Here is an 18,717-nt window from a genome sequence, read left to right as displayed (position 1 = left end):
CTGGATTCAAATCGATGTGATTCGGAAGCAACGTGGGGCTGCTTTCGAACTTCAGTTGCAGGCAGGTTTGAGGGGGCCGAAGGCATGTCGCGTGCAGACGCCGCGAACGCGTGCGTCCAATCCGATTCGATCAAGGGATTGGCGCAATCGATCGCGAAACCTGCCTATCATCGGCTCCTGATCGCGGAGCCGGCGCTGCGCCGCGCCGTACCGACACTCATCATCGCATTCCTGATCACGATCTGCCTCGGCGCGTTCGTGCAGGTTGTCGATCAAACGCGCCAGAAGCGGCTGGTGATCCGCCACGACATTTCGGCCCTCGCCGACCTGCTCGCCGAGCGCATCGACCGCCTCACCTCGGTGCGGCAGGAGCGGCTGAAGAATATCGAGAGTCTGCCGGCGCTGTTGCCGGATCTGATCCCGGCCTGGGGCACGGCCTCGGGCCGCCACGTCATCGTCACCTCGGCTGGAATCGACCGCCGCATCCTTGCCCGCATCCCGGCCGACAGCGATCCCGTCGGCAATGACCGTCTGCTCGATGCGATCACGACGGCGCAACTGATGGCGGCGCCGCTACGCGACGGCAACGTCTCCGACTTGACGCTGCCCAGCGGCAACGCCGCGATGGCGACCTCGCGGCAGATCAAGTCGCTGCCCGGCTTCGTCACCGTGATCCAGGAGCGCAACGAGCCGATCTGGGGCTCGGACGCCGCGCTCTCGGTGACGCTGTCGGCGACCACCGGTTTCGTCGTACTGATCCTCGGCTTCGCCTTCCATTGGCAGTCCACCCGCGCCCGCGAGGGCGATCTCATCAACGACGCCGTGCGCGGCCGCATCGACACCGCGCTCAACCGCGGCCGCTGCGGGCTGTGGGACTGGGATCTGTCGCGCGGCCGGATCTTCTGGTCGCAGTCGATGTTCTCGATGCTCGGCCTCGACGGCCGCAACGAGCTCCTCACCTTCGGCGAGGTTAACGCGCTGGTGAAGTCCGACGACATCGACCTGTTCGCGATCGCCGACCAGCTCATCTCCGAGAAGATCGACCACATCGACCAGACCTTCCGCATGCAGCATGTCGACGGCCACTGGATCTGGCTCCGCGTGCGTTGCGAGAAGACGCGCGGGGCGACCGATTCCAGCGTGCACCTGATCGGCATCGCCGTCGACATCACCGAGCAGAAGAGCCTCGCTGCGCGCACCGTGGAAGCCGACCTCCGACTGCGCGACGCGATCGAGACGATTCCGGAGGCCTTCGTGCTGTGGGACGCCAGCGACCGCCTCGTGCTCTGCAACTCGCACTTCCAGCGCCTGCACAAGCTGCCCGACACAGCCGTCATTCCCGGCACCTCCTACGAGACCGTGCTCGAGGTCGGCCGCATGCCGGAGGTGCGCACCCGCCACAACGAGACCGCGGCCCAAGGCCCGGGCGCACGAACCTTCGAGGCGCAGCTCGACGACGGCAACTGGCTGCACATCAGCGAGCGCCGCACCAAGGACGGCGGCTACGTCTCGGTCGGAACCGACATCACCCGCATCAAGGAGCACGAGCAGAAGCTGGTCGACAACGATCTGCGCCTGCGTGCCACCGTCATCGACCTGAAGCGCTCGCAGGCCGCGCTGGAGCGCCAGGCGGTCGAGCTCGCCGACCTCGCCGAGAAGTACCAGCGCGAGAAGACCCGCGCCGAGGAAGCCAACCAGACCAAGTCGAAATTCCTCGCCAATATGAGCCACGAGCTGCGCACGCCGCTCAACGCCATCATCGGCTTCTCCGAGATCATGGGCTCGGGCATGTTCGGCGAGCTCGGAAGCGAAAAGTACCAGGAATACTGCCAGGACATCCTGACCAGCGGCCACTATCTACTCGAGGTCATCAACGACATCCTCGACATGTCGAAGATCGAAGCCGGCCGCATGAAACTCGACCTGGAACAGCTCGACCTCTCGAAGACGCTTGCGGAGTCCCTGCGGGTCGTCAGCGGCCGTGCGCAGGACAAGCACCTGACACTCGACGCCGACATCGCAAAATCCATCTCCGTCGTCGCCGACCGCCGCGCCACCAAGCAGATCTTCGTCAACCTGCTCTCCAACGCCGTGAAGTTCACCCCCGACGGCGGACGCGTCGTGGTGCGCAGCCGGCAGCTCGACGACAGGATCGTGCTGATGATCGCCGACACCGGCATCGGGATCGCGCCGCATTCGCTGGCGCGGCTCGGCCGCCCGTTCGAGCAGGTCGAGAGCCAGCTCACCAAGACCTATCACGGCTCGGGCCTCGGCCTCGCGATCGCCCGCTCGCTGGCGCAGCTCCACGGCGGCTCGATGCGGCTGCGCTCGAAGATCGATGTCGGCACCGTCGTCCGCGTGACCCTGCCGCGCGAGGCGGTCAAGGCGGCGTCAGGGATCTCGGCTGCGGCCTAAAGCATGATCCGGAAAAGTGCGAAGCGGTTTTCCGGAAAGATCATGCGCAAACAACAACCTAAGGCGCGATGACGATTCATCCAAATCTCATCGCGCTTTAGCGCACGGCGGGAAGCTCGCCCGAGGCCATCCTTCGAGACGCCCGCCCCCGGCGGGCCCTCGGGATGAGAGAGCGGAGTATGGGCAGCCGTTTCAACGAACACCGATACAACGGAGCCTCATCCTGAGGAGCCCGCGAAGCGGGCGTCTCGAAGGACGAGGCGCTTGCTCGGATCTACAATTGCAGCGAAGGCGCAACCTCGCGCGCGACATTGACCAGCGCCGCGATCAGCGGCGTCATCGGATCGCGCTGCGGGATCACCATGCCGATGCTGTAGTTGACGTCGGGATCGACGATCGGGATCGAACGGACGGTGTCGGACAGGCCGAGCGTCTCGGCGAGCTTGGCCGGCATCACGCTCGCCCAGCGCCCCGTCTTCACATGCGTGAACAGCACCAGCAGCGAGTTCGAGGTCAGCGTCGGCGTCGCCTCCGCGCCGACCGAGCGCAACGCGCGATCGATGATGCGGCGGTTCTGCATGTCGGGCGTCAGCAGGCACAGCGGCACCTGCCCGACCTCCTTCCAGGTCACCGTCTCGCGGTCGCCGAACATCGCATCCGGCGCGGTCAACAGGCGATAGCTCTCGTTGTAGAGCGGGATGGTGCGCACCTTGCCGATCGGCTCGTTCTCGATGTAGGTGAGCCCTGCATCGACCTCGAGGTTTTCGAGCAGCCCCAGCACCTCGGACGAGGTGGTGGACTGGATACGGAAGCGCACCTCGGGATGCCTCGCACGATACGGCGTCGTCAGCGCGGCGACCATGCCGAGCACGGTCGGGATCGCGGCGATGCGGATCTCGCCGGAGAGCTGATGCTTCAGTCCGTTGATCTCCTCGCGCATCGCGCGGGCATCGCCCACGATCCGCCGCGCCCAGTCGAGCGCCCGCTCGCCTTCGGGCGTAAATCCCTGGAAGCGCGAACCGCGCTGGACCAGCATCACGCCGAGGATCTCCTCGAGCTGCTTGAGCCCGGTCGACATCGTCGGTTGCGTCACGCCGCAGGCCTCCGCCGCGCGTCCGAAATGCCGCTCCTTCGCCAGTGCCAGCAGCAGTTCAAGCTTGTCGATCAACCGGACGTCCCCTTGAAATCCATCGTGGCATCCAAGCTAGCACGCCCACCCCTCCGCAACACGCAAAAACCGCCTGCCGGAACGGCCTTAATCGCAATTTGAAATCGATCGATTGCACTTGCCAATCGATCGGAATTCGCAATCGCAGCACGGGACAGCTTTATTGATCTTCGAATGATTCCAAATAGTTTGGGAGCAAGAAACGCTCTGGTTGAGAATGAAGAATGACAGCGGTTTATGATTGGGACGAAACGCGCGGCGCCGAGATCATTGCCGAGCATGCCGGCAAGGAAGGCGCGACGCTCGTCATCTTGCATGCGCTTCAAGAGGCGTTCGGCTACGTGCCGGAGGCGGCGATTCCCATGGTGGCGAAAGCACTCAATCTGTCGCGCGCCGAAGTCCATGGCGTGTTCACGTTCTACCACGATTTCCGCCACAAGCCGGCCGGCCGCCACGTGCTGAAGCTGTGCCGCGCGGAAGCCTGTCAGGCCGCGGGCGGCGACGCGCTGGCTGCGCGCGCCGAGGCGAAGCTCGGCGTCTCGCTCGGCAACACCACGGCTGACGATCGCGTCACGCTGGAGCCGATCTACTGCCTTGGCCTGTGCGCGACCGCGCCGTCCGCGATGCTTGACGGTCGCCTCGTTGGCCGGCTCGATCAGAAGCGTCTCGATGCGCTGGTTGCGGAGGCGCAGCGATGAGCATCCGTCTATACGTCTCGCGCGATGCCGGTGCGGTTGCCGTCGGCGCCGACGAGGTTGCCCTTGCGTTGGAGCAGGCCGCAGCCAGGCGCGGCATTGCGGTGGAGATCGTCCGGACCGGCTCGCGCGGCCTGTACTGGCTGGAGCCGCTGGTCGAGGTCGCAACGCCCCAGGGCCGGATCGCCTTCGGGCCCGTCACCGAGACCGACGTGCCCTCGCTGCTCGACGCGCTCGCGAACAATACGCCGCATCTGCTGCGGCTGGGAGCGACCGACGAGATCCCCTGGCTGAAGCGCCAGACCCGCCTCACCTTCGCCCGCTGCGGCGTGATCGATCCGCGCTCGCTCGACGATTACCGCGCCCACGGCGGCTACAAGGGTTTTGAGCGCGCACTCTCGCTCGGACCTGATGCGATCCTCAACGAAGTCACGGCGTCCGGCCTGCGCGGCCGCGGCGGCGCGGGCTTTCCGACCGGCATCAAGTGGAAGACGGTTGCCCAGGCCAAGGCCGACCGCAAGTTCATCGTCTGCAACGCCGACGAGGGCGACAGTGGCACCTTCGCCGACCGCATGATCATGGAAGGCGATCCCTTCCTGGTGATCGAGGGCATGACCATCGCCGGCATCACCGTCGGCGCGACCAAGGGCTACATCTACATCCGCAGCGAATATCCGCACGCGGTCGAGGCGATGAACGCCGCGATCCAGGCTGCAAAGCGCAGCGGCTATCTCGGCGACAAGGTCGGCGGCTCGACCCACAGCTTCGACCTCGAAGTTCGCGTTGGCGCCGGCGCCTATGTCTGCGGCGAGGAGACCTCGCTGCTGGAGAGCCTCGAAGGCCGTCGCGGCATCGTGCGCGCCAAGCCGCCGCTGCCGGCGCATCACGGCCTGTTCGGCAAGCCGACCGTTATCAACAACGTGCTGTCGTTCGCCGCCATCCCCTTCATCCTCGCCGAGGGCGCCAAGGCCTATGCCGATTTCGGCATGGGCCGCTCCCGCGGCACGATGCCGATCCAGCTCGCCGGCAATATCCGCTACGGCGGGCTGTTCGAGACCGCCTTCGGCGTCACGCTCGGCGAGCTCGTCGACGACATCGGCGGCGGCACGTTCACGGGGCGTCCGGTCCGCGCCGTGCAGGTCGGCGGCCCGCTCGGCGCCTATTTTCCCCGCGCCCTGTTCGACACCCCGTTCGACTACGAGGCCTTCGCCGCACGCGACGGCCTGATCGGCCATGGCGGCATCGTCGTGTTCGACGACAGCGTCGACATGCGCAGGCAGGCGCGTTTCGCGATGGAGTTCTGCGCCATCGAATCCTGCGGCAAGTGCACGCCATGCCGCATCGGCTCGACCCGTGGCGTCGAGACCATCGAGAAGATCATCAACGGCGAGCGCGTCGCCGAGAATCTCGCGCTCGTCGAGGACCTCTGCAACACCATGAAATTCGGCTCGCTCTGCGCGCTCGGCGGCTTCACGCCCTACCCCGTGCTCAGCGCGTTGAAGCACTTCCGGGAGGATTTCGCACCCGTCCCGACCACGCTTCAGGCCGCGGAATAGGAGAACGACAATGTCTCTGATCGAGGAAATCGACTTCGGTACGCCGGCTTCCAAATCGGAAACGATGGTGACGCTGACCATCGACGGCAATGAGGTCACGGTGCCCGAGGGCACCTCGATCATGCGCGCGGCGATGGACGCCGGCCACCAGATCCCGAAGCTGTGCGCCACCGACATGGTCGACGCGTTCGGCTCCTGCCGCCTCTGCCTCGTCGAGATCGAGGGCCGCGCCGGGACCCCCGCGTCCTGCACCACGCCCGTCATGGACGGTCTCGTCGTGCATACCCAGACCGAGCGGCTGAAGCAGCTGCGCAAGGGCGTGATGGAGCTCTACATCTCCGACCATCCGCTCGACTGCCTCACCTGCGGCGCCAACGGTGATTGCGAGTTGCAGGACATGGCCGGTGCGGTGGGCCTGCGCGACGTGCGCTATGGCTATGAGGGCGAGAATCATGTCTTCGCCAAGACACCTGGCAAGACGGACGGCTGCGCGAACGACCACTGGATGCCGAAGGACGAGTCCAACCCGTACTTCACCTACGACCCCTCCAAATGCATCGTCTGCTCGCGCTGCGTCCGCGCCTGCGAGGAGGTGCAAGGCACCTTCGCGCTGACGATCTCGGGCCGCGGCTTCGACAGCCGCGTCTCCCCCGGCATGAGCGAGAGTTTTCTGGGCTCCGAATGCGTCTCCTGCGGCGCCTGCGTGCAGGCCTGCCCGACCGCGACGCTGACGGAAAAATCCGTGATCGAGATCGGCCAGCCCGAGCACTCCGTCGTCACCACCTGCGCCTATTGCGGCGTCGGCTGCGCCTTCAAGGCCGAGATGCGCGGCGAGGAAGTCGTGCGCATGCTGCCGTACAAGGACGGCAAGGCCAATCGCGGCCATTCCTGCGTCAAGGGCCGCTTCGCCTGGGGCTACACCAACCACAAGGAGCGCATTCTCAAGCCGATGATCCGCGAAAGAATCGAGGATCCCTGGCGTGAAGTGTCCTGGGACGAGGCGTTCTCGTTCGCCGCCGCCAAGATGCGCGGCATCCAGAAGAAATTCGGCCGCGACGCCATCGGCGGCATCACCTCGTCCCGCTGCACCAACGAGGAAACCTACCTGGTGCAGAAGCTGATCCGCGCCGGCTTCGGCAACAACAACGTCGACACCTGCGCCCGCGTCTGCCACTCGCCGACCGGCTATGGCCTCGCCACCACCTTCGGCACTTCGGCCGGCACGCAGGATTTCGACTCCATCGAGGACACCGACGTCGTGGTGGTGATCGGCGCCAACCCGGCCTCCGCCCATCCGGTGTTCGCTTCCCGCCTGAAGAAGCGGCTGCGCCAGGGCGCCAAGCTGATCGTGATCGACCCGCGCCGCACCGAGATGGTGGAATCGCCGCATGTGAAGGCGCTGCACCTCCCCCTGATGCCCGGCACCAACGTTGCGGTCATGACGGCGCTGGCGCATGTCATCGTCACCGAGGGCCTCGTCGACGAAGCCTTCGTGCGCGAGCGCTGCGACTGGAGCGAGTTCGAGGAATGGGCCGCCTTCGTCGCCCAACCACAGAACAGCCCGGAAGCCACTGCCATCCTCACCGGCGTCGATCCGAAGGATCTGCGTAAGGCGGCCCGCACCTACGCCACCGGCGGCAACGGCGCGATCTATTACGGGCTCGGTGTCACCGAGCACAGCCAGGGCTCGACCACGGTGATCGCGATCGCCAACCTCGCGATGGCGACGGGCAATATCGGCCGTCCCGGCGTCGGCGTGAACCCGTTGCGCGGCCAGAACAACGTGCAGGGCTCCTGCGACATGGGCTCGTTCCCGCACGAGCTGCCCGGCTACCGCCACATCTCGGGCGACGCGGTGCGCGACCAGTTCGAGGCGCTGTGGAACGTCAAGCTCAACCCGGAGCCGGGCTTGCGCATTCCCAACATGTTCGACGCCGCGGTCGAAGGCACGTTCATGGGGATCTACGTGCAGGGCGAGGACATCCTCCAGTCCGATCCCAACACCTCGCACGTCGTCGCGGCACTGTCGGCGATGGAATGCGTCATCGTTCACGACCTCTTCCTGAACGAGACCGCGAACTACGCCCACGTCTTCCTGCCCGGCTCGAGCTTCCTCGAGAAGGACGGCACCTTCACCAACGCCGAACGCCGCATCCAGCGCGTGCGCAAGGTGATGACGCCGAAGAACGGCATGGCCGACTGGGAGGTCACCATCGGCCTTGCCAAGGCGATGGGCTTCGAGATGAACTACAATCACCCATCCGAGATCATGGACGAGATCGCGGCGCTGACGCCGACCTTCGCCGGCGTCTCCTACGCCAAGCTCGACGAGCTGGGCTCGGTGCAGTGGCCCTGCAACGACAAGGCGCCCGAGGGCACGCCGGTGATGCACATCGACGGCTTCGTCCGCGGCAAGGGCAAGTTTGTCGTCACCGAATATGTCGCAACCGACGAGCGCACCGGCCCGCGCTATCCGCTGCTGCTCACGACGGGGCGCATCCTCAGCCAGTACAATGTCGGCGCGCAGACGCGGCGCACCGAGAATGTCGTCTGGCATTCCGAGGACCGCCTCGAGATCCATCCGCACGATGCCGAGCAGCGCGGCGTGCGTGACGGCGACTGGGTGCGGCTGAAGAGCCGTGCCGGCGAGACCACGCTGCGCGCGGAGATCACCGACCGCGTCGCGCCGGGCGTCGTCTACACCACCTTCCACCATCCGGACACGCAGGCCAACGTCATCACCACGGACTATTCGGACTGGGCCACCAACTGCCCCGAATACAAAGTCACGGCGGTGCAGGTCTCGCCCTCGAACGGCCCGTCCGACTGGCAGAAGGCCTATGACGCGCAGGCGCGGCACTCCCGCCGCATCGCGCCGGCCGAGGCCGCGGAGTAAGGGCATGCACGTTCCGGTCCAGGCCATCGACCGCGAGATCTGGCGCGACGGCGCCGCGTCCGAGGGCGCGCGGCTGGTCCCCGAGGAGACGCCGCTGGCCCTGACCTATAATGGCGGCACCTACGCCGTCATGATGGGGACACCGCAGAACCTGGAAGATTTTGCGGTCGGCTTCAGCCTGGACGAAGGCATCATCGCATCGGTCGACGACATCAAGTCGCTCGACGTGGTCCGCCTCGACGACGGCATCGAGCTGCGGATGTGGCTGGCATCGGAAGATGCAGCCCGCATCAGCGAGCGCCGTCGCCACGTCGCCGGACCCACCGGCTGCGGCATCTGCGGCGTCGAATCCATTGCCGAGGCGGTGCGGCCGGCGGCCGTGGTGCCGCAGGGGCAGAGCTTCGCGCCGGAGCAGGTCATGGCGGCGATGCAGGCCATCGCGCCCCTGCAATCGATCAATCTGCAAACCCGTGCCGTTCACGCCGCCGCGTTCTGGTCCCCTGCGGGCGGCATCGCCGCGCTGCGGGAGGATGTCGGCCGTCACAACGCGCTCGACAAGCTCGCCGGCGCCCTGGCGCGCAGCCGCACGGATGCGCGCCAGGGCATGGTGCTGCTGACGAGCCGCGTCTCGGTGGAGATGGTGCAGAAGACGGCCGCGATCGGCGCCCCCGTCATGGTCGCCGTCTCCGCACCGACCGCGCTCGCGGTCCGCACGGCGGAAGCCGCCGGCATCACGCTGATTGCGATCGCCCGGCAGGACGGGTTCGAAGTATTTTCGCATGGCAGCCGGATCGTTGCGCGCCATGCCACGGAGGTTGCCGATGTCGCCTGACCGCCTGATCTACATGGCCAACCAGATCGGCAAGTTCTTCAAGAGCCAGGGCCATGACAAGGCCGTGCCTGGAATCGCCGAGCACATCAGGAAATTCTGGGATCCCCGCATGAAGCGCGCGATCTTCGCCCATCTCGAAGCCGGCGGCGCCGGCCTCGAGCCTGACGTGCGCGAGGCCCTCACCTCGTTGATGCAGGCGACGTCCCTTCCAGCAGCGCCCTGAACACGCGCCGCACCTCGCTCTGGGTCTCCTTCACCCGCGCCTCCAGCGACGAGAAATCCGGCGCGTCGCCGGCGCGCGCCAGCACGCGCAGGAGGTCGGTGCCGGCGGTCTCCGGCTTGAAGCGCTCGCTGACGCAAAGCCGCAGGATCTGCGTCAGGTCGTGATACAGCCGCGCCGCGGCGCGCAGGATCTCGGTCTCGGATTGCGCGAGCACGCCGAGCCTGCATGCATTCTCCAGCACCTGCACGGTGCTGACGTCGAGAATGTCCGGCTTCTCGTGGGCATGCACGAGCTGGAGATATTGCGCGATGAAGTCGATGTCGACCATGCCGCCGGCGGCATGTTTGAGATCCCAGCAATCGGCTTCGCCCTTCTCCTGCGCGATCGCACGCCGCATGTCGGCAACGTCGTTGGCCGTGATTGCGGGATCGCGGCGGCGGGTCAGGACATCGCGGATGACGCGCTCGATCCGTTCCCGGAATTCGGGCGAAGCCGACACCACGCGCGCGCGCGTCAACGCCATGTGCTCCCAGGTCCAGGCCTCGTCGGCCTGGTAGTCCGCGAATGAAATCAGACTCGAGGCCACGGGGCCGGCGCGACCCGAGGGCCGCAGCCGCATGTCGATCTCATAGAGCACGCCGTAATTGGTGCGCGTCGTGAACGCACTGATAAGGCGCTGGGTGAAGCGGGCGAAGTAATGCGCGCCCTGCAGCGATTTCGGCCCATCCGAGTCCGGATTGTCACCATCGAAATCGTAGAGCAGGATCAGGTCGAGATCGGACGAGGCCGTCATCTCGCGGCTGCCGAGGCGGCCCATCGCGATGATCGCGGTCTCCTGCCCCTTGATCCGGCCGTGCTGGGCGGCAAAGCGCTCGGCGACGAGGCCGTGCACGGTGTGCACGATGCCTTCGGCGACGTCTGCAAAAGCCGTGCTCGCCTGCTGCGCCGAAACCGTGCCGGACAGGATGCGCGTGCCGATCAGGAACAGGCTCTCCTGCCCGAACAGGCGCAGGCGATCGAGGAACTCTTCGTATGAGCCGGCGTCCTGCACGGTCGCAGCTAACCGCCCCGACAATTCCTGCCTGTCGGGCATGGCGCCGAAGAAGCGCGGATCGATCAGGCCGTCCATGAGCTGCGGCTGCCGCGCCAGCATCTCGCCGAGCCGGGGCGCCGCCCCCAGCACAAGCGCCACCAGCGCGACGAGATCGCGGTTCTGGCCGAGCAGCGTGATCAGCCGGCCGCCGCGCTGGAGCGCGCCGAGGAAATGATCGAACGCCACGACGGCGCGATCCGGCTCCTCGGCATGGGCAAGACCGTCGATCAGGGCCGGCACGAATTCGACGAAGGCGCTTCGCGTCGCCTCATTGCGGAATACGCGATAATCGCCGGTGATCCAGTCGCGCACGGTCTGCGCGACCGCGGCGGGCTTCTTGAAGCCGAGCGTCGTCAGATGCTGGAGCAGGCGCGGATCGTCGGGACCCGCACCGTAGTCGAGCGCCGGCAGCCTGGCCGTCCCGGTCGGATCGTCGCCCTCGAACAGTTTCTCGTAGTGCCCCTGGACGATCTGGAGCTGCCGCAGCAGGTCGGTCGCAAAGGCTTCACGACCGGGATAGCCGAAGAATTGCGCAAAACGCTCGACCGCGTCCTTGTCTTCGGGCAGCGCGTGGGTCTGCTCGTCGGCGATCATCTGGAGGCGATGCTCGACCCGGCGCAGGAACTCGTAGGCGGTCGTCAGCTCGTCGCGCGCCGCGGAGGTGATCCAGTTGCTGGAGGCGAGCACATCGAGCGCCCTGAGCGTCGGCCGCACCCGCAATTCCGGATGGCGGCCGCCCGCAATCAGCTGCTGAGTCTGCGCGAAGAACTCGATCTCGCGGATGCCGCCGCGCCCGACCTTGACGTTATGGCCCTCGACCGCGACTTCGCTCTGGCCGCGATAGGTCTGCATCTGCCGCTTCATGTCGTGCACGTCGGCGAGTGCAGCGAAGTCGAGATGCTTGCGCCAGACAAAGGGCGCGATTTCTGCCAGAAGCGCTTCACCTGCCCCGGGATCTCCGGCGCAGGCCCGCGCCTTGATCATGGCAGCGCGCTCCCAGGTGCGCCCTTCCCGCTCGTAATAGTTGAGCGCGGCGTCCCGCGAGATCGCCACCTGTGTCGAGGACGGATCGGGGCGCAGGCGCAGATCGACCCGGAAGACGTAACCGTCATAGGTGCGCTGCTGAAGGATGCGCGCCATGCCCTGCGTGACCCGGACGAAGAAAGGTTGCGGCTCGATGTCCGCCGCCAGCGTCGTGGCATCGGGATCGAAGAACACGATGAGATCGATGTCGCTGGAATAGTTCAGCTCGCCCGCGCCCATCTTGCCCATCGCGAGCACGATCAGCCCGCAGCCCTCTTCGGGTGCCTCCGGATTGGGCGGCGAGAGCTTGCCGCGTGCGGCTTCCTGCCGCAGCAGATATTGCAGCGCCGCCTGCACGGAGGACACGGCAACATCGGTGAGCGCCGCCGTCACCCGCATCACCGGCCAGACACCGCCGATGTCGCACAGCGCGATCAGCAGTGCGGCCTCCCCCTTCATCCGGCGAAGCAGCCGCATCACCTCGGCCTCGTCAGGCGCCGCGAGCACCGCGCCTCTTGCCTCAGCGATCAGTGCGGCGAGACGCGTATCCGGATCGCATTCGAGCAGCCGGATCAGGCGCAGGGCATCGGCGCGGACCAGATCGAACAGATAGGGCGAGAATTCCGCGATCCCGGCCAGGATGTTGCGGGCGAATGGGCGGCCCAGGAGCGCTTCCAGACGGGCCGATTGGGCCGGCTCGAGCTCGGCCAGCCAGCTTTCCAAACGTCGTTCGTCGGTTGTGGAAGCGGCAATATGGGGAGCTTCCGCGAAACGTGCGGCCAGCCTCTCACCATTCTTGTCCGCGTTTCCCGGCGCGGAGTGGTTCATGCCACCTTCTGTGGCACATCCTGCATCGGCGGAGCAACCCTGTCGCCACCGCCCGCGCGCGCCGGAAGCACCAGCGTGGCGACAAGACCGGGATGGGCATCGCCCAAGCGCGCATCGAACACCCGGCTTGTCCCGTGAGGTCAAGCCGGGATCTGAGGCCTCAGCTGCCCGGCAGCGAGAAGACCGTGAGCTGCCCTCCCAGCGCCGTAAAGTCATGAAGGCCAGCGTAGCCACCGACTGCACCCAAACCAGCAGTAGGCTCCGTCAATCCGGCGGCGAGCCCGATTCCGGCCCAACCACCTACTCCGGAGAGGACAGCAATGAACTGCTTCCCGTTATGTTCGTAGGTCGTCACATTGCCGATGATACCTGACGGCGTCTTGAACTTGTAAAGTTCCGTGCCCGTCTTGGCATCGACCGCCTTGAGATAGCCTTCGAGCGTTCCATAGAACACGACGTTGCCTCCGGTCGTTAACGCGCCCGACCAGACCGAGAACTGCTCCTTGTTCGACCATACGATCTTGCCGGTACGGGCGTCCCAGGCAATGAAGTTGCCCATGTGGGTCTCGCCTGGCGGCGGGTACATCGATAACGTGGCTCCGACATAGGGTTGCCCAGCAGTGTAACTCACCTTGAACGGCTCATAGTCCATACAAACATGGTTGGTCGGTACGTAGAACAAGCCGGTATCAGGTGAGAACGCGGCAGGCTGTTGGTCCTTGGTTCCCAATGCAGCCGGGCAAATCCCCTTCACATTGGTGTCCTCTCGCTGGGTAGAGTATTTCGCGTCGACGAGGGGACGGCCATAGGTCTGCGAGGCCTTGTCCATGTCGACCTTTGTGGCCCAGTTGACCGCCGGATCGTACTTTTCTGCAACGAGAAGCTCACCATTGGTTCGGTCGAGCGTGTATGCAAAGCCATTTCGATCGAAGTGAACAAGCAGCTTACGCGGCGTGCCACCGATGGTCTGGTCGACCAGGATCATTTCGTTGACGCCATCGTAGTCCCACTGGTCGTGTGGCGTCATCTGGTACACCCATCTGGTCATCCCGGTATCCGCATCGCGCGCGAAGATGGTCATCGACCATTTGTTGTCACCCGGCCGTTGGCTCGGATTCCATGTCCCCGGATTGGCGGAGCCGTAATAGACCAGGTTGAGCTCGGGATCGTAGGAGTACCGTCCCCAAGTCGTGGACCCGCCAAGCTTCCACTGCTCACCTTGCCAAGTCTTGAGGCTCGAGTCGCGGCCGACGGGCTTGCCGAGTTCTGCGGTCTTCTGCGGATCGATCAGCATTTCGTTGTCAGGCCCGATCGAATACGCACGCCAGGCTTGCTTGCCGGTCTTCATGTCGTACGCCGTCATCAAGCCACGAACCGCAAACTCGCCGCCGGAGATGCCGACGAACACCTTGTCCTTGATCACCATCGGAGCCGAGGTGCCGGTCTCGCCCCGCGATGGATCACCGTTCTTGGCTGACCAGACGACCTTGCCAGTCCTGGCGTCGAGAGCGACCAGCGTGGTATCCGCTTGATACAGGAAGATCTTGCCGTCGCCATAAGCCAAGCCACGATTGACGTATCGCAGCACATGACGGGAATCACATTGGGATCCTGCTTGGGCTCGTGCTTCCAGAGGATCTTGCCGTCATTATTGAGATCAAGCGCAAAGACTGGATTCGGAAACGGACCGTGGACGTACATGACGTCGCCGATCACCAGTGGCCCGCCTTCGTGTCCGCGCAAGACGCCAGTCGAAAACGTCCACGCTACCTGCAGCTTCGCGGCATTTTCAGAAGTGATCTGCTTGAGCTGGGAAAAGCGATGATTTGCGTAGTTGCCTGTCGCCATCACCCATTCTTTGGGATTCTGCGACATCTTGTTGAGTTCGTCATTCGCTCTGGCCACACCGATGGCAAGGCCGGCCGCAGCGCCGACGCAGACCTTGAGCAGGAGATAGCGCATCAGAGTCCTCCCTGTTGCACTTGTTAGACACGCGCCAGCTCCTGCAAGACGTTACCGCGACCGCAAGGACTCGTGCTTCGTCGCTAGGCTTTGATATCGGCATGTACTGCGGTTTTCGGCGTTTGGGCAGACGCATGTTTGTCGCGCGACAATGCGAGAACGGATGACGAAGCCGTCGGAAACATCACCGCTCAGAAATTACAACATGGCACGTATCTTCAAGTCGGAGCGGATCTTCAGTCCCGAAAGCGATACGGTGCAGGCTTCGACGTGGACGAAGGCGTGCAGCCAAATCGGAAAGTTGAGCTTGATCGCCATTCGCGGCTGCTCCCGGCCGGCGCCACTCTCGGCCTGCTGAGGACGGCCCAATACACTCGCCAGGCTAGAGTCCCGCAGTCTGCGGTTTCAATAGCAAGGCAGTGCAGGCTCTCACCAGGCCGTAATCGATGTAGCTCTTGCCCGGACGCTTGATCAGATCGGCTGGAAACGAATCCTTCGCCAGGTAGCTGTCCCGGTGAGCAGCCAGCACCTTCAGGCGTTCCTTTGCATCGGGTAGCGCTCGAAACTCGGACGCACACCCGGGCGCAAGCGCGGCCACAACCGCCTGGTCACTCTCTTCCGCCGCGAGCTTATGTGCAGTCGAAGGACTCATGAACCCGAACACCTGTGAAAGCACGACCGCGCCGACCACCATACCCGCAGCGCCACTCCAAAGACTTGGCCTCACAATGTCCCAATTGATGGCTTCCATAAAATTTCCCACGACAAGTCCCTCCTGTATGGGCAAACTCCGTTGGTCGAATTTTCAGGTCCGTTCTTGACCGTGCTCATCCCGCGTTTGACGCTTCCCCAATCTTGCCTCCAGTTCACTGACAATTTCATGGACGAGCCGGGCCGCAAACGGGTCTGTCGTTTCCTTCTCCAGCGCTTGGAGTCGCGCCAATTGCGACAAGGTCACTTTGTCTGACTTGCGATTCATCACAGCGACCCTCCTTGATAAGAGAGTCAACCTTTGCGCTCGCTGGTCGGTTCCTTTGACCTTGGTCTATTGACCGTTCAGCAGCGTACCATCTGCACTTCACGGAAGTAGCGAAAGTGAGTCGTCGGGATTTTCCTGACATAACGTGAGGAATTCGCTCGTCTGCAATCATCTGGTCCTTGAGACGCGGCTCCCGCACCAAGTGCGATATCGTACACCACGGTAAAGTTGCATGGATGCTTCAACGATCTCGATTGCAAGGCACTCCACTGCCGCACTGCCCGACTCGCTGAGGCTGACTGATGCTTAACAGGGGTCGCGCATAGACGCGCCGATCTTTCGGATACGAACGCTGCGAGGCTGGCCATGCTCGAAACGAGGGGAATCGAGATGGGCCTCTATCGGTTCGCGCGTGTCGCGCTCGGTAAGCGACCACCGCACCTCCTCGCCGCACCTCGAGGCATTTTTCGAGCGCTATCGCGCGATCGCTTACGGTCGTCGTAACCACTGGCTGAATGCACCACTCTGTCGTGCCGTCGACTATGAGATGGACCAGCATGTTCGCGATTTCGCGCGCATCACTCGTGTACTGCGGGACCTTTCCTGGTCTCGCCCGGCCATCCAGTTCGCCAACGATTCCATGCGTCGGCCGGAATGCAAACGATACCGTTGCTTTCTCCCCGAGTTCGACGCTGCTTTAGTTGCGAATGATTTACAGTATCCGCTTCAAGCCGGGCGGCTGCCACGTCCCTTTACCGATCGGCAGGATTGAGGGTAGTTCGGCTTTCGGCCAGTACAGTCGCATCGCTAGCAACAGCGGTCCGTTGGGGGCTGGCAGCCAGTTGGCCTTTCTGTCAGCGTCCGGCGGCTTATTCTGAATGTAAATCGTCAGCCCATGTTCATCTGTCGTCATCGTCGGAAGCATTGATGAATTGACGAGATACCGGTTGATTGGATTTCTGACCAGCAGCCTGGTTTTTCCGTCATAGATCGTCAGCGACCAAAATGCGTTCACCGGCGGCATTTGATCTGGCGCAAACGTCAGTGTGTATTTGTTTTCGCTGCCGTCTAACGTTTTGGCATCCTCGTCAACCTGGGCGAACAAAGAGACTGCTTCTACCGGCTCGGTGCCGAAAAAATCTGCTTTGGCTGCGGCAGCTCGCAACAACCAATTACCGTTGTAGAAGGCGCTATCGCCGAAATAGGCAGCAACACGCCACCCGTTCACGACGACGTTTGCATCGGCAATAGCTCGATCGATCTTGCGGGCACCTGCTCTGATCCCGAGGGTTATCTCCAGCTTCCGCTTCAGTGAGAGATCCCCGAAATCAAACGTCCTGCCAGGCCCGACGCCCAGTTTCGCAAGGTTTGCGTGAGCCTCCAATTCAATGAATTGAGCTGGCGCAAACTGCAAAGCAAATGCCAGGTGCTGAAAGAAATTCCTTCTCAGCAGCTTCTTCCTGATTTTCTGGAAATGGGCGATCTGGGCGGGCGGCGGTGGAGCCTGCTTAGAAAGCGGCTCCGCTCTGTATCCGGCTTGCACTTTCCTGACGTTTTCGACGTCGCCCGGGTCGAAGAGCTGCGTGCGATACAGTGCCATTGCAAACTGAGTGCTCGACCGAAATACCTTGCAGATACCGGACGGGATTTTACCGCTCCAGTCAGGCCCGACCACCATATAGTCGCCAGCGTCATTCCCTGTGCTGCGAGAGCCTATGTAACCGCAGTTGTAGAAATTGTGATCGCGCAGCATAATCGAATAGTAGCGCTTCGGGTCAATCGCGGGAACGGAGAGGACAATCGGCTCCGCACGCAGATCCATCCAGACCAACGAGCAGAGCGTATCGTTGTTCGGCAGAACCACGGCCGCGTCCTTGTAGCTAAAGACGCGGCTTTCGTTCTTTATCTGGTTGAAGGGTGCTTTGAATTTGCCTGAGCGACGGTCGACGGCATGCTCGTACATCACGGCATAGCTCATTACGATAGGCAGACCGTAGATGAATCCGTCGCGGGCGATCGCCCTTGTCGCGATAAATCCATAGCGCTGCGTCTGCGCCAACGCCCGTGTAGATCCAACCGTCGGAAGGCTCGCCAATGCGGCAGCATGGAGAAGCTGGCGTCTGGTCAACATCGGAGAGCCTCCACAGGCTCGCGCCTCGTATTTCCAAGCTCCCCCTCCATCGCCTGTGTTCCCGGAATTCGCGCGTTCTTAGTCGCCCGTCAGCCTGCCACGGACGTAAGGGCCAACGAAACGCCCCACAGGATCAAGCCAACTCCCACAACACGGGCAAGTACGCGACCACCCGGAATCATCTTTTCTAACAACACAAGAATCGTCAGTAGAGCTATCCACAAAACATTCATAACGCCACCGACAAAGAGCAAGGCCATTAGTGCCCAGCAGCAGCCGACGCAGTAAAGACCGTGGCGAAAGCCGATTACCAGCGATCCAGATGCGCTCGGTTGAAACCCACCATGTCGTTCAATGAAGATAAGAGGGGATTGGCAATAGGCTAGGCAGGCCTGTTTCAATGGTGTCCATTGAAACAGGCCTGCAGCAATCAGCACTAGGCTCCCAAGCTCCCTGCTGGCCGTTGCCATCATAGGCGTCAGGATTGCGGCACGCTCCAACAGCCATTGGCTCAGGGTTGCGATCAGCGAGAAGAACGTCCACGCGAGAAGGTAACCGCCACCAAAAGCTCCCGTGGCAGCGAATGGCGTGCCTTGCGCGCGGGCCTCGCGACCAACCCGGGCGTAGAGAAGAACTGTCGGCGAGACCGACGGGGTCATCATCCCGACCATCATGACGGCCCACATAACGAATACGTAAAGGAAATCAATCGCGGTCCACGATTTGAAGCCAGGTGCCAACATCGACACCACGCTTCCGTCAGGAACGCGCGACATCGCCGCCGCCGGCATGCTCATATGACGGGCCAGCCAAAGTGTATACGCCCATGCCAGCCCCGTCAGTGTCGCCAATGCGACGATCACAATCGTCCGGTCGCGCCTGAGTACGGTATCCAACACAGCCGGCTCCAAAGCAG

12 protein-coding genes and 1 pseudogene are annotated in these 18,717 nt (G+C 63.6%); 6 read left to right on the top strand and 7 right to left on the bottom strand.

The window, feature by feature from the left end:
* Nucleotides 1-84: 84 nt before the first annotated feature.
* Nucleotides 85-2,415: a PAS domain-containing sensor histidine kinase gene (locus XH87_RS31500; protein ID WP_271590235.1), complete on the top strand. Its 2,331-nt coding sequence runs from the start codon at nucleotides 85-87 to the stop codon at nucleotides 2,413-2,415.
* Between the two features lie 274 nt (nucleotides 2,416-2,689).
* Here the strand turns inward: XH87_RS31500 and XH87_RS31495 are convergent, their stop codons facing one another.
* Nucleotides 2,690-3,583, bottom strand: coding sequence for a LysR family transcriptional regulator (locus tag XH87_RS31495; RefSeq protein WP_035699625.1), 894 nt, complete (start codon nucleotides 3,581-3,583; stop codon nucleotides 2,690-2,692).
* A gap of 224 nt (nucleotides 3,584-3,807) precedes the next feature.
* Here XH87_RS31495 and XH87_RS31490 point away from each other — a divergent pair, with 224 nt between their 5' ends.
* The 5 genes from XH87_RS31490 to XH87_RS31470 are packed head-to-tail and all read left to right on the top strand — an operon-like array spanning nucleotide 3,808 to nucleotide 9,785.
* The gene (locus tag XH87_RS31490) at nucleotides 3,808-4,281 is read left to right on the top strand and encodes a formate dehydrogenase subunit gamma (RefSeq protein WP_271590234.1); all 474 of its coding nucleotides are present in this window, start codon (nucleotides 3,808-3,810) and stop codon (nucleotides 4,279-4,281) included.
* The gene (locus XH87_RS31485) at nucleotides 4,278-5,834 is read left to right on the top strand and encodes a formate dehydrogenase beta subunit (RefSeq protein WP_271590233.1); all 1,557 of its coding nucleotides are present in this window, start codon (nucleotides 4,278-4,280) and stop codon (nucleotides 5,832-5,834) included. The genes XH87_RS31490 and XH87_RS31485 overlap by 4 nt, the downstream gene beginning before the upstream one ends.
* Before the next feature lie 10 nt (nucleotides 5,835-5,844).
* Nucleotides 5,845-8,730, top strand: coding sequence for a formate dehydrogenase subunit alpha (gene fdhF / locus XH87_RS31480; protein WP_271590232.1), 2,886 nt, complete (start codon nucleotides 5,845-5,847; stop codon nucleotides 8,728-8,730).
* 4 nt (nucleotides 8,731-8,734) lie between these two features.
* Nucleotides 8,735-9,562: a formate dehydrogenase accessory sulfurtransferase FdhD gene (gene fdhD, locus XH87_RS31475; protein WP_271590231.1), complete on the top strand. Its 828-nt coding sequence runs from the start codon at nucleotides 8,735-8,737 to the stop codon at nucleotides 9,560-9,562.
* A complete protein-coding gene (locus XH87_RS31470) occupies nucleotides 9,552-9,785 on the top strand; it encodes a formate dehydrogenase subunit delta (RefSeq protein ID WP_035699633.1) in 234 nt (77 codons plus the stop codon). Before fdhD ends, XH87_RS31470 begins: the two co-directional genes overlap by 11 nt.
* On the opposite strand, the gene XH87_RS31465 is transcribed toward XH87_RS31470, so the two are convergent.
* From XH87_RS31465 to XH87_RS31440, 6 genes and pseudogenes are all read right to left on the bottom strand, one after another.
* Nucleotides 9,742-12,729, bottom strand: a complete 2,988-nt coding sequence (locus tag XH87_RS31465; protein WP_271590230.1) for a bifunctional [glutamine synthetase] adenylyltransferase/[glutamine synthetase]-adenylyl-L-tyrosine phosphorylase — start codon at nucleotides 12,727-12,729, stop codon at nucleotides 9,742-9,744. The genes XH87_RS31470 and XH87_RS31465 overlap by 44 nt on opposite strands.
* A gap of 160 nt (nucleotides 12,730-12,889) precedes the next feature.
* A pseudogene (gene xoxF5, locus XH87_RS31460) lies at nucleotides 12,890-14,691 on the bottom strand (lanthanide-dependent methanol dehydrogenase XoxF5).
* Between the two features lie 382 nt (nucleotides 14,692-15,073).
* Entirely contained in the window at nucleotides 15,074-15,442 is a 369-nt protein-coding gene (locus tag XH87_RS31455) for a hypothetical protein (protein ID WP_271590229.1), read from the bottom strand.
* A gap of 54 nt (nucleotides 15,443-15,496) precedes the next feature.
* Nucleotides 15,497-15,670 (bottom strand): hypothetical protein, encoded by a 174-nt coding sequence (locus tag XH87_RS31450; RefSeq protein ID WP_199763098.1) that lies wholly within the window; start codon nucleotides 15,668-15,670, stop codon nucleotides 15,497-15,499.
* Between the two features lie 712 nt (nucleotides 15,671-16,382).
* Entirely contained in the window at nucleotides 16,383-17,801 is a 1,419-nt protein-coding gene (locus XH87_RS31445) for a DUF1254 domain-containing protein (protein WP_271590228.1), read from the bottom strand.
* Nucleotides 17,802-17,890: 89 nt separating this feature from the next.
* Nucleotides 17,891-18,700 (bottom strand): DUF2182 domain-containing protein, encoded by an 810-nt coding sequence (locus XH87_RS31440; RefSeq protein ID WP_442868324.1) that lies wholly within the window; start codon nucleotides 18,698-18,700, stop codon nucleotides 17,891-17,893.
* Nucleotides 18,701-18,717: the final 17 nt, after the last annotated feature.

The organism is Bradyrhizobium sp. CCBAU 53415 (assembly GCF_028128735.1).
Classification (GTDB): domain Bacteria; phylum Pseudomonadota; class Alphaproteobacteria; order Rhizobiales; family Xanthobacteraceae; genus Bradyrhizobium.
This window is presented reverse-complemented; position numbering and strand designations above follow the sequence as displayed.

Excerpts from the sequence above, each read along its gene's own strand:
- fdhD (WP_271590231.1), top strand. The coding sequence starts at position 8,735 with ATGCACGTTCCGGTCCAGGCCATCGACCGCGAGATCTGGCGCGACGGC.
- XH87_RS31455 (WP_271590229.1), bottom strand. The coding sequence starts at position 15,442 with ATGGAAGCCATCAATTGGGACATTGTGAGGCCAAGTCTTTGGAGTGGC.
- XH87_RS31465 (WP_271590230.1), bottom strand. The coding sequence starts at position 12,729 with ATGAACCACTCCGCGCCGGGAAACGCGGACAAGAATGGTGAGAGGCTG.
- XH87_RS31450 (WP_199763098.1), bottom strand. The coding sequence starts at position 15,670 with ATGAATCGCAAGTCAGACAAAGTGACCTTGTCGCAATTGGCGCGACTC.
- XH87_RS31490 (WP_271590234.1), top strand. The coding sequence starts at position 3,808 with ATGACAGCGGTTTATGATTGGGACGAAACGCGCGGCGCCGAGATCATT.
- fdhF (WP_271590232.1), top strand. The coding sequence starts at position 5,845 with ATGTCTCTGATCGAGGAAATCGACTTCGGTACGCCGGCTTCCAAATCG.
- XH87_RS31500 (WP_271590235.1), top strand. The coding sequence starts at position 85 with ATGTCGCGTGCAGACGCCGCGAACGCGTGCGTCCAATCCGATTCGATC.
- XH87_RS31470 (WP_035699633.1), top strand. The coding sequence starts at position 9,552 with ATGTCGCCTGACCGCCTGATCTACATGGCCAACCAGATCGGCAAGTTC.
- XH87_RS31445 (WP_271590228.1), bottom strand. The coding sequence starts at position 17,801 with ATGTTGACCAGACGCCAGCTTCTCCATGCTGCCGCATTGGCGAGCCTT.
- XH87_RS31485 (WP_271590233.1), top strand. The coding sequence starts at position 4,278 with ATGAGCATCCGTCTATACGTCTCGCGCGATGCCGGTGCGGTTGCCGTC.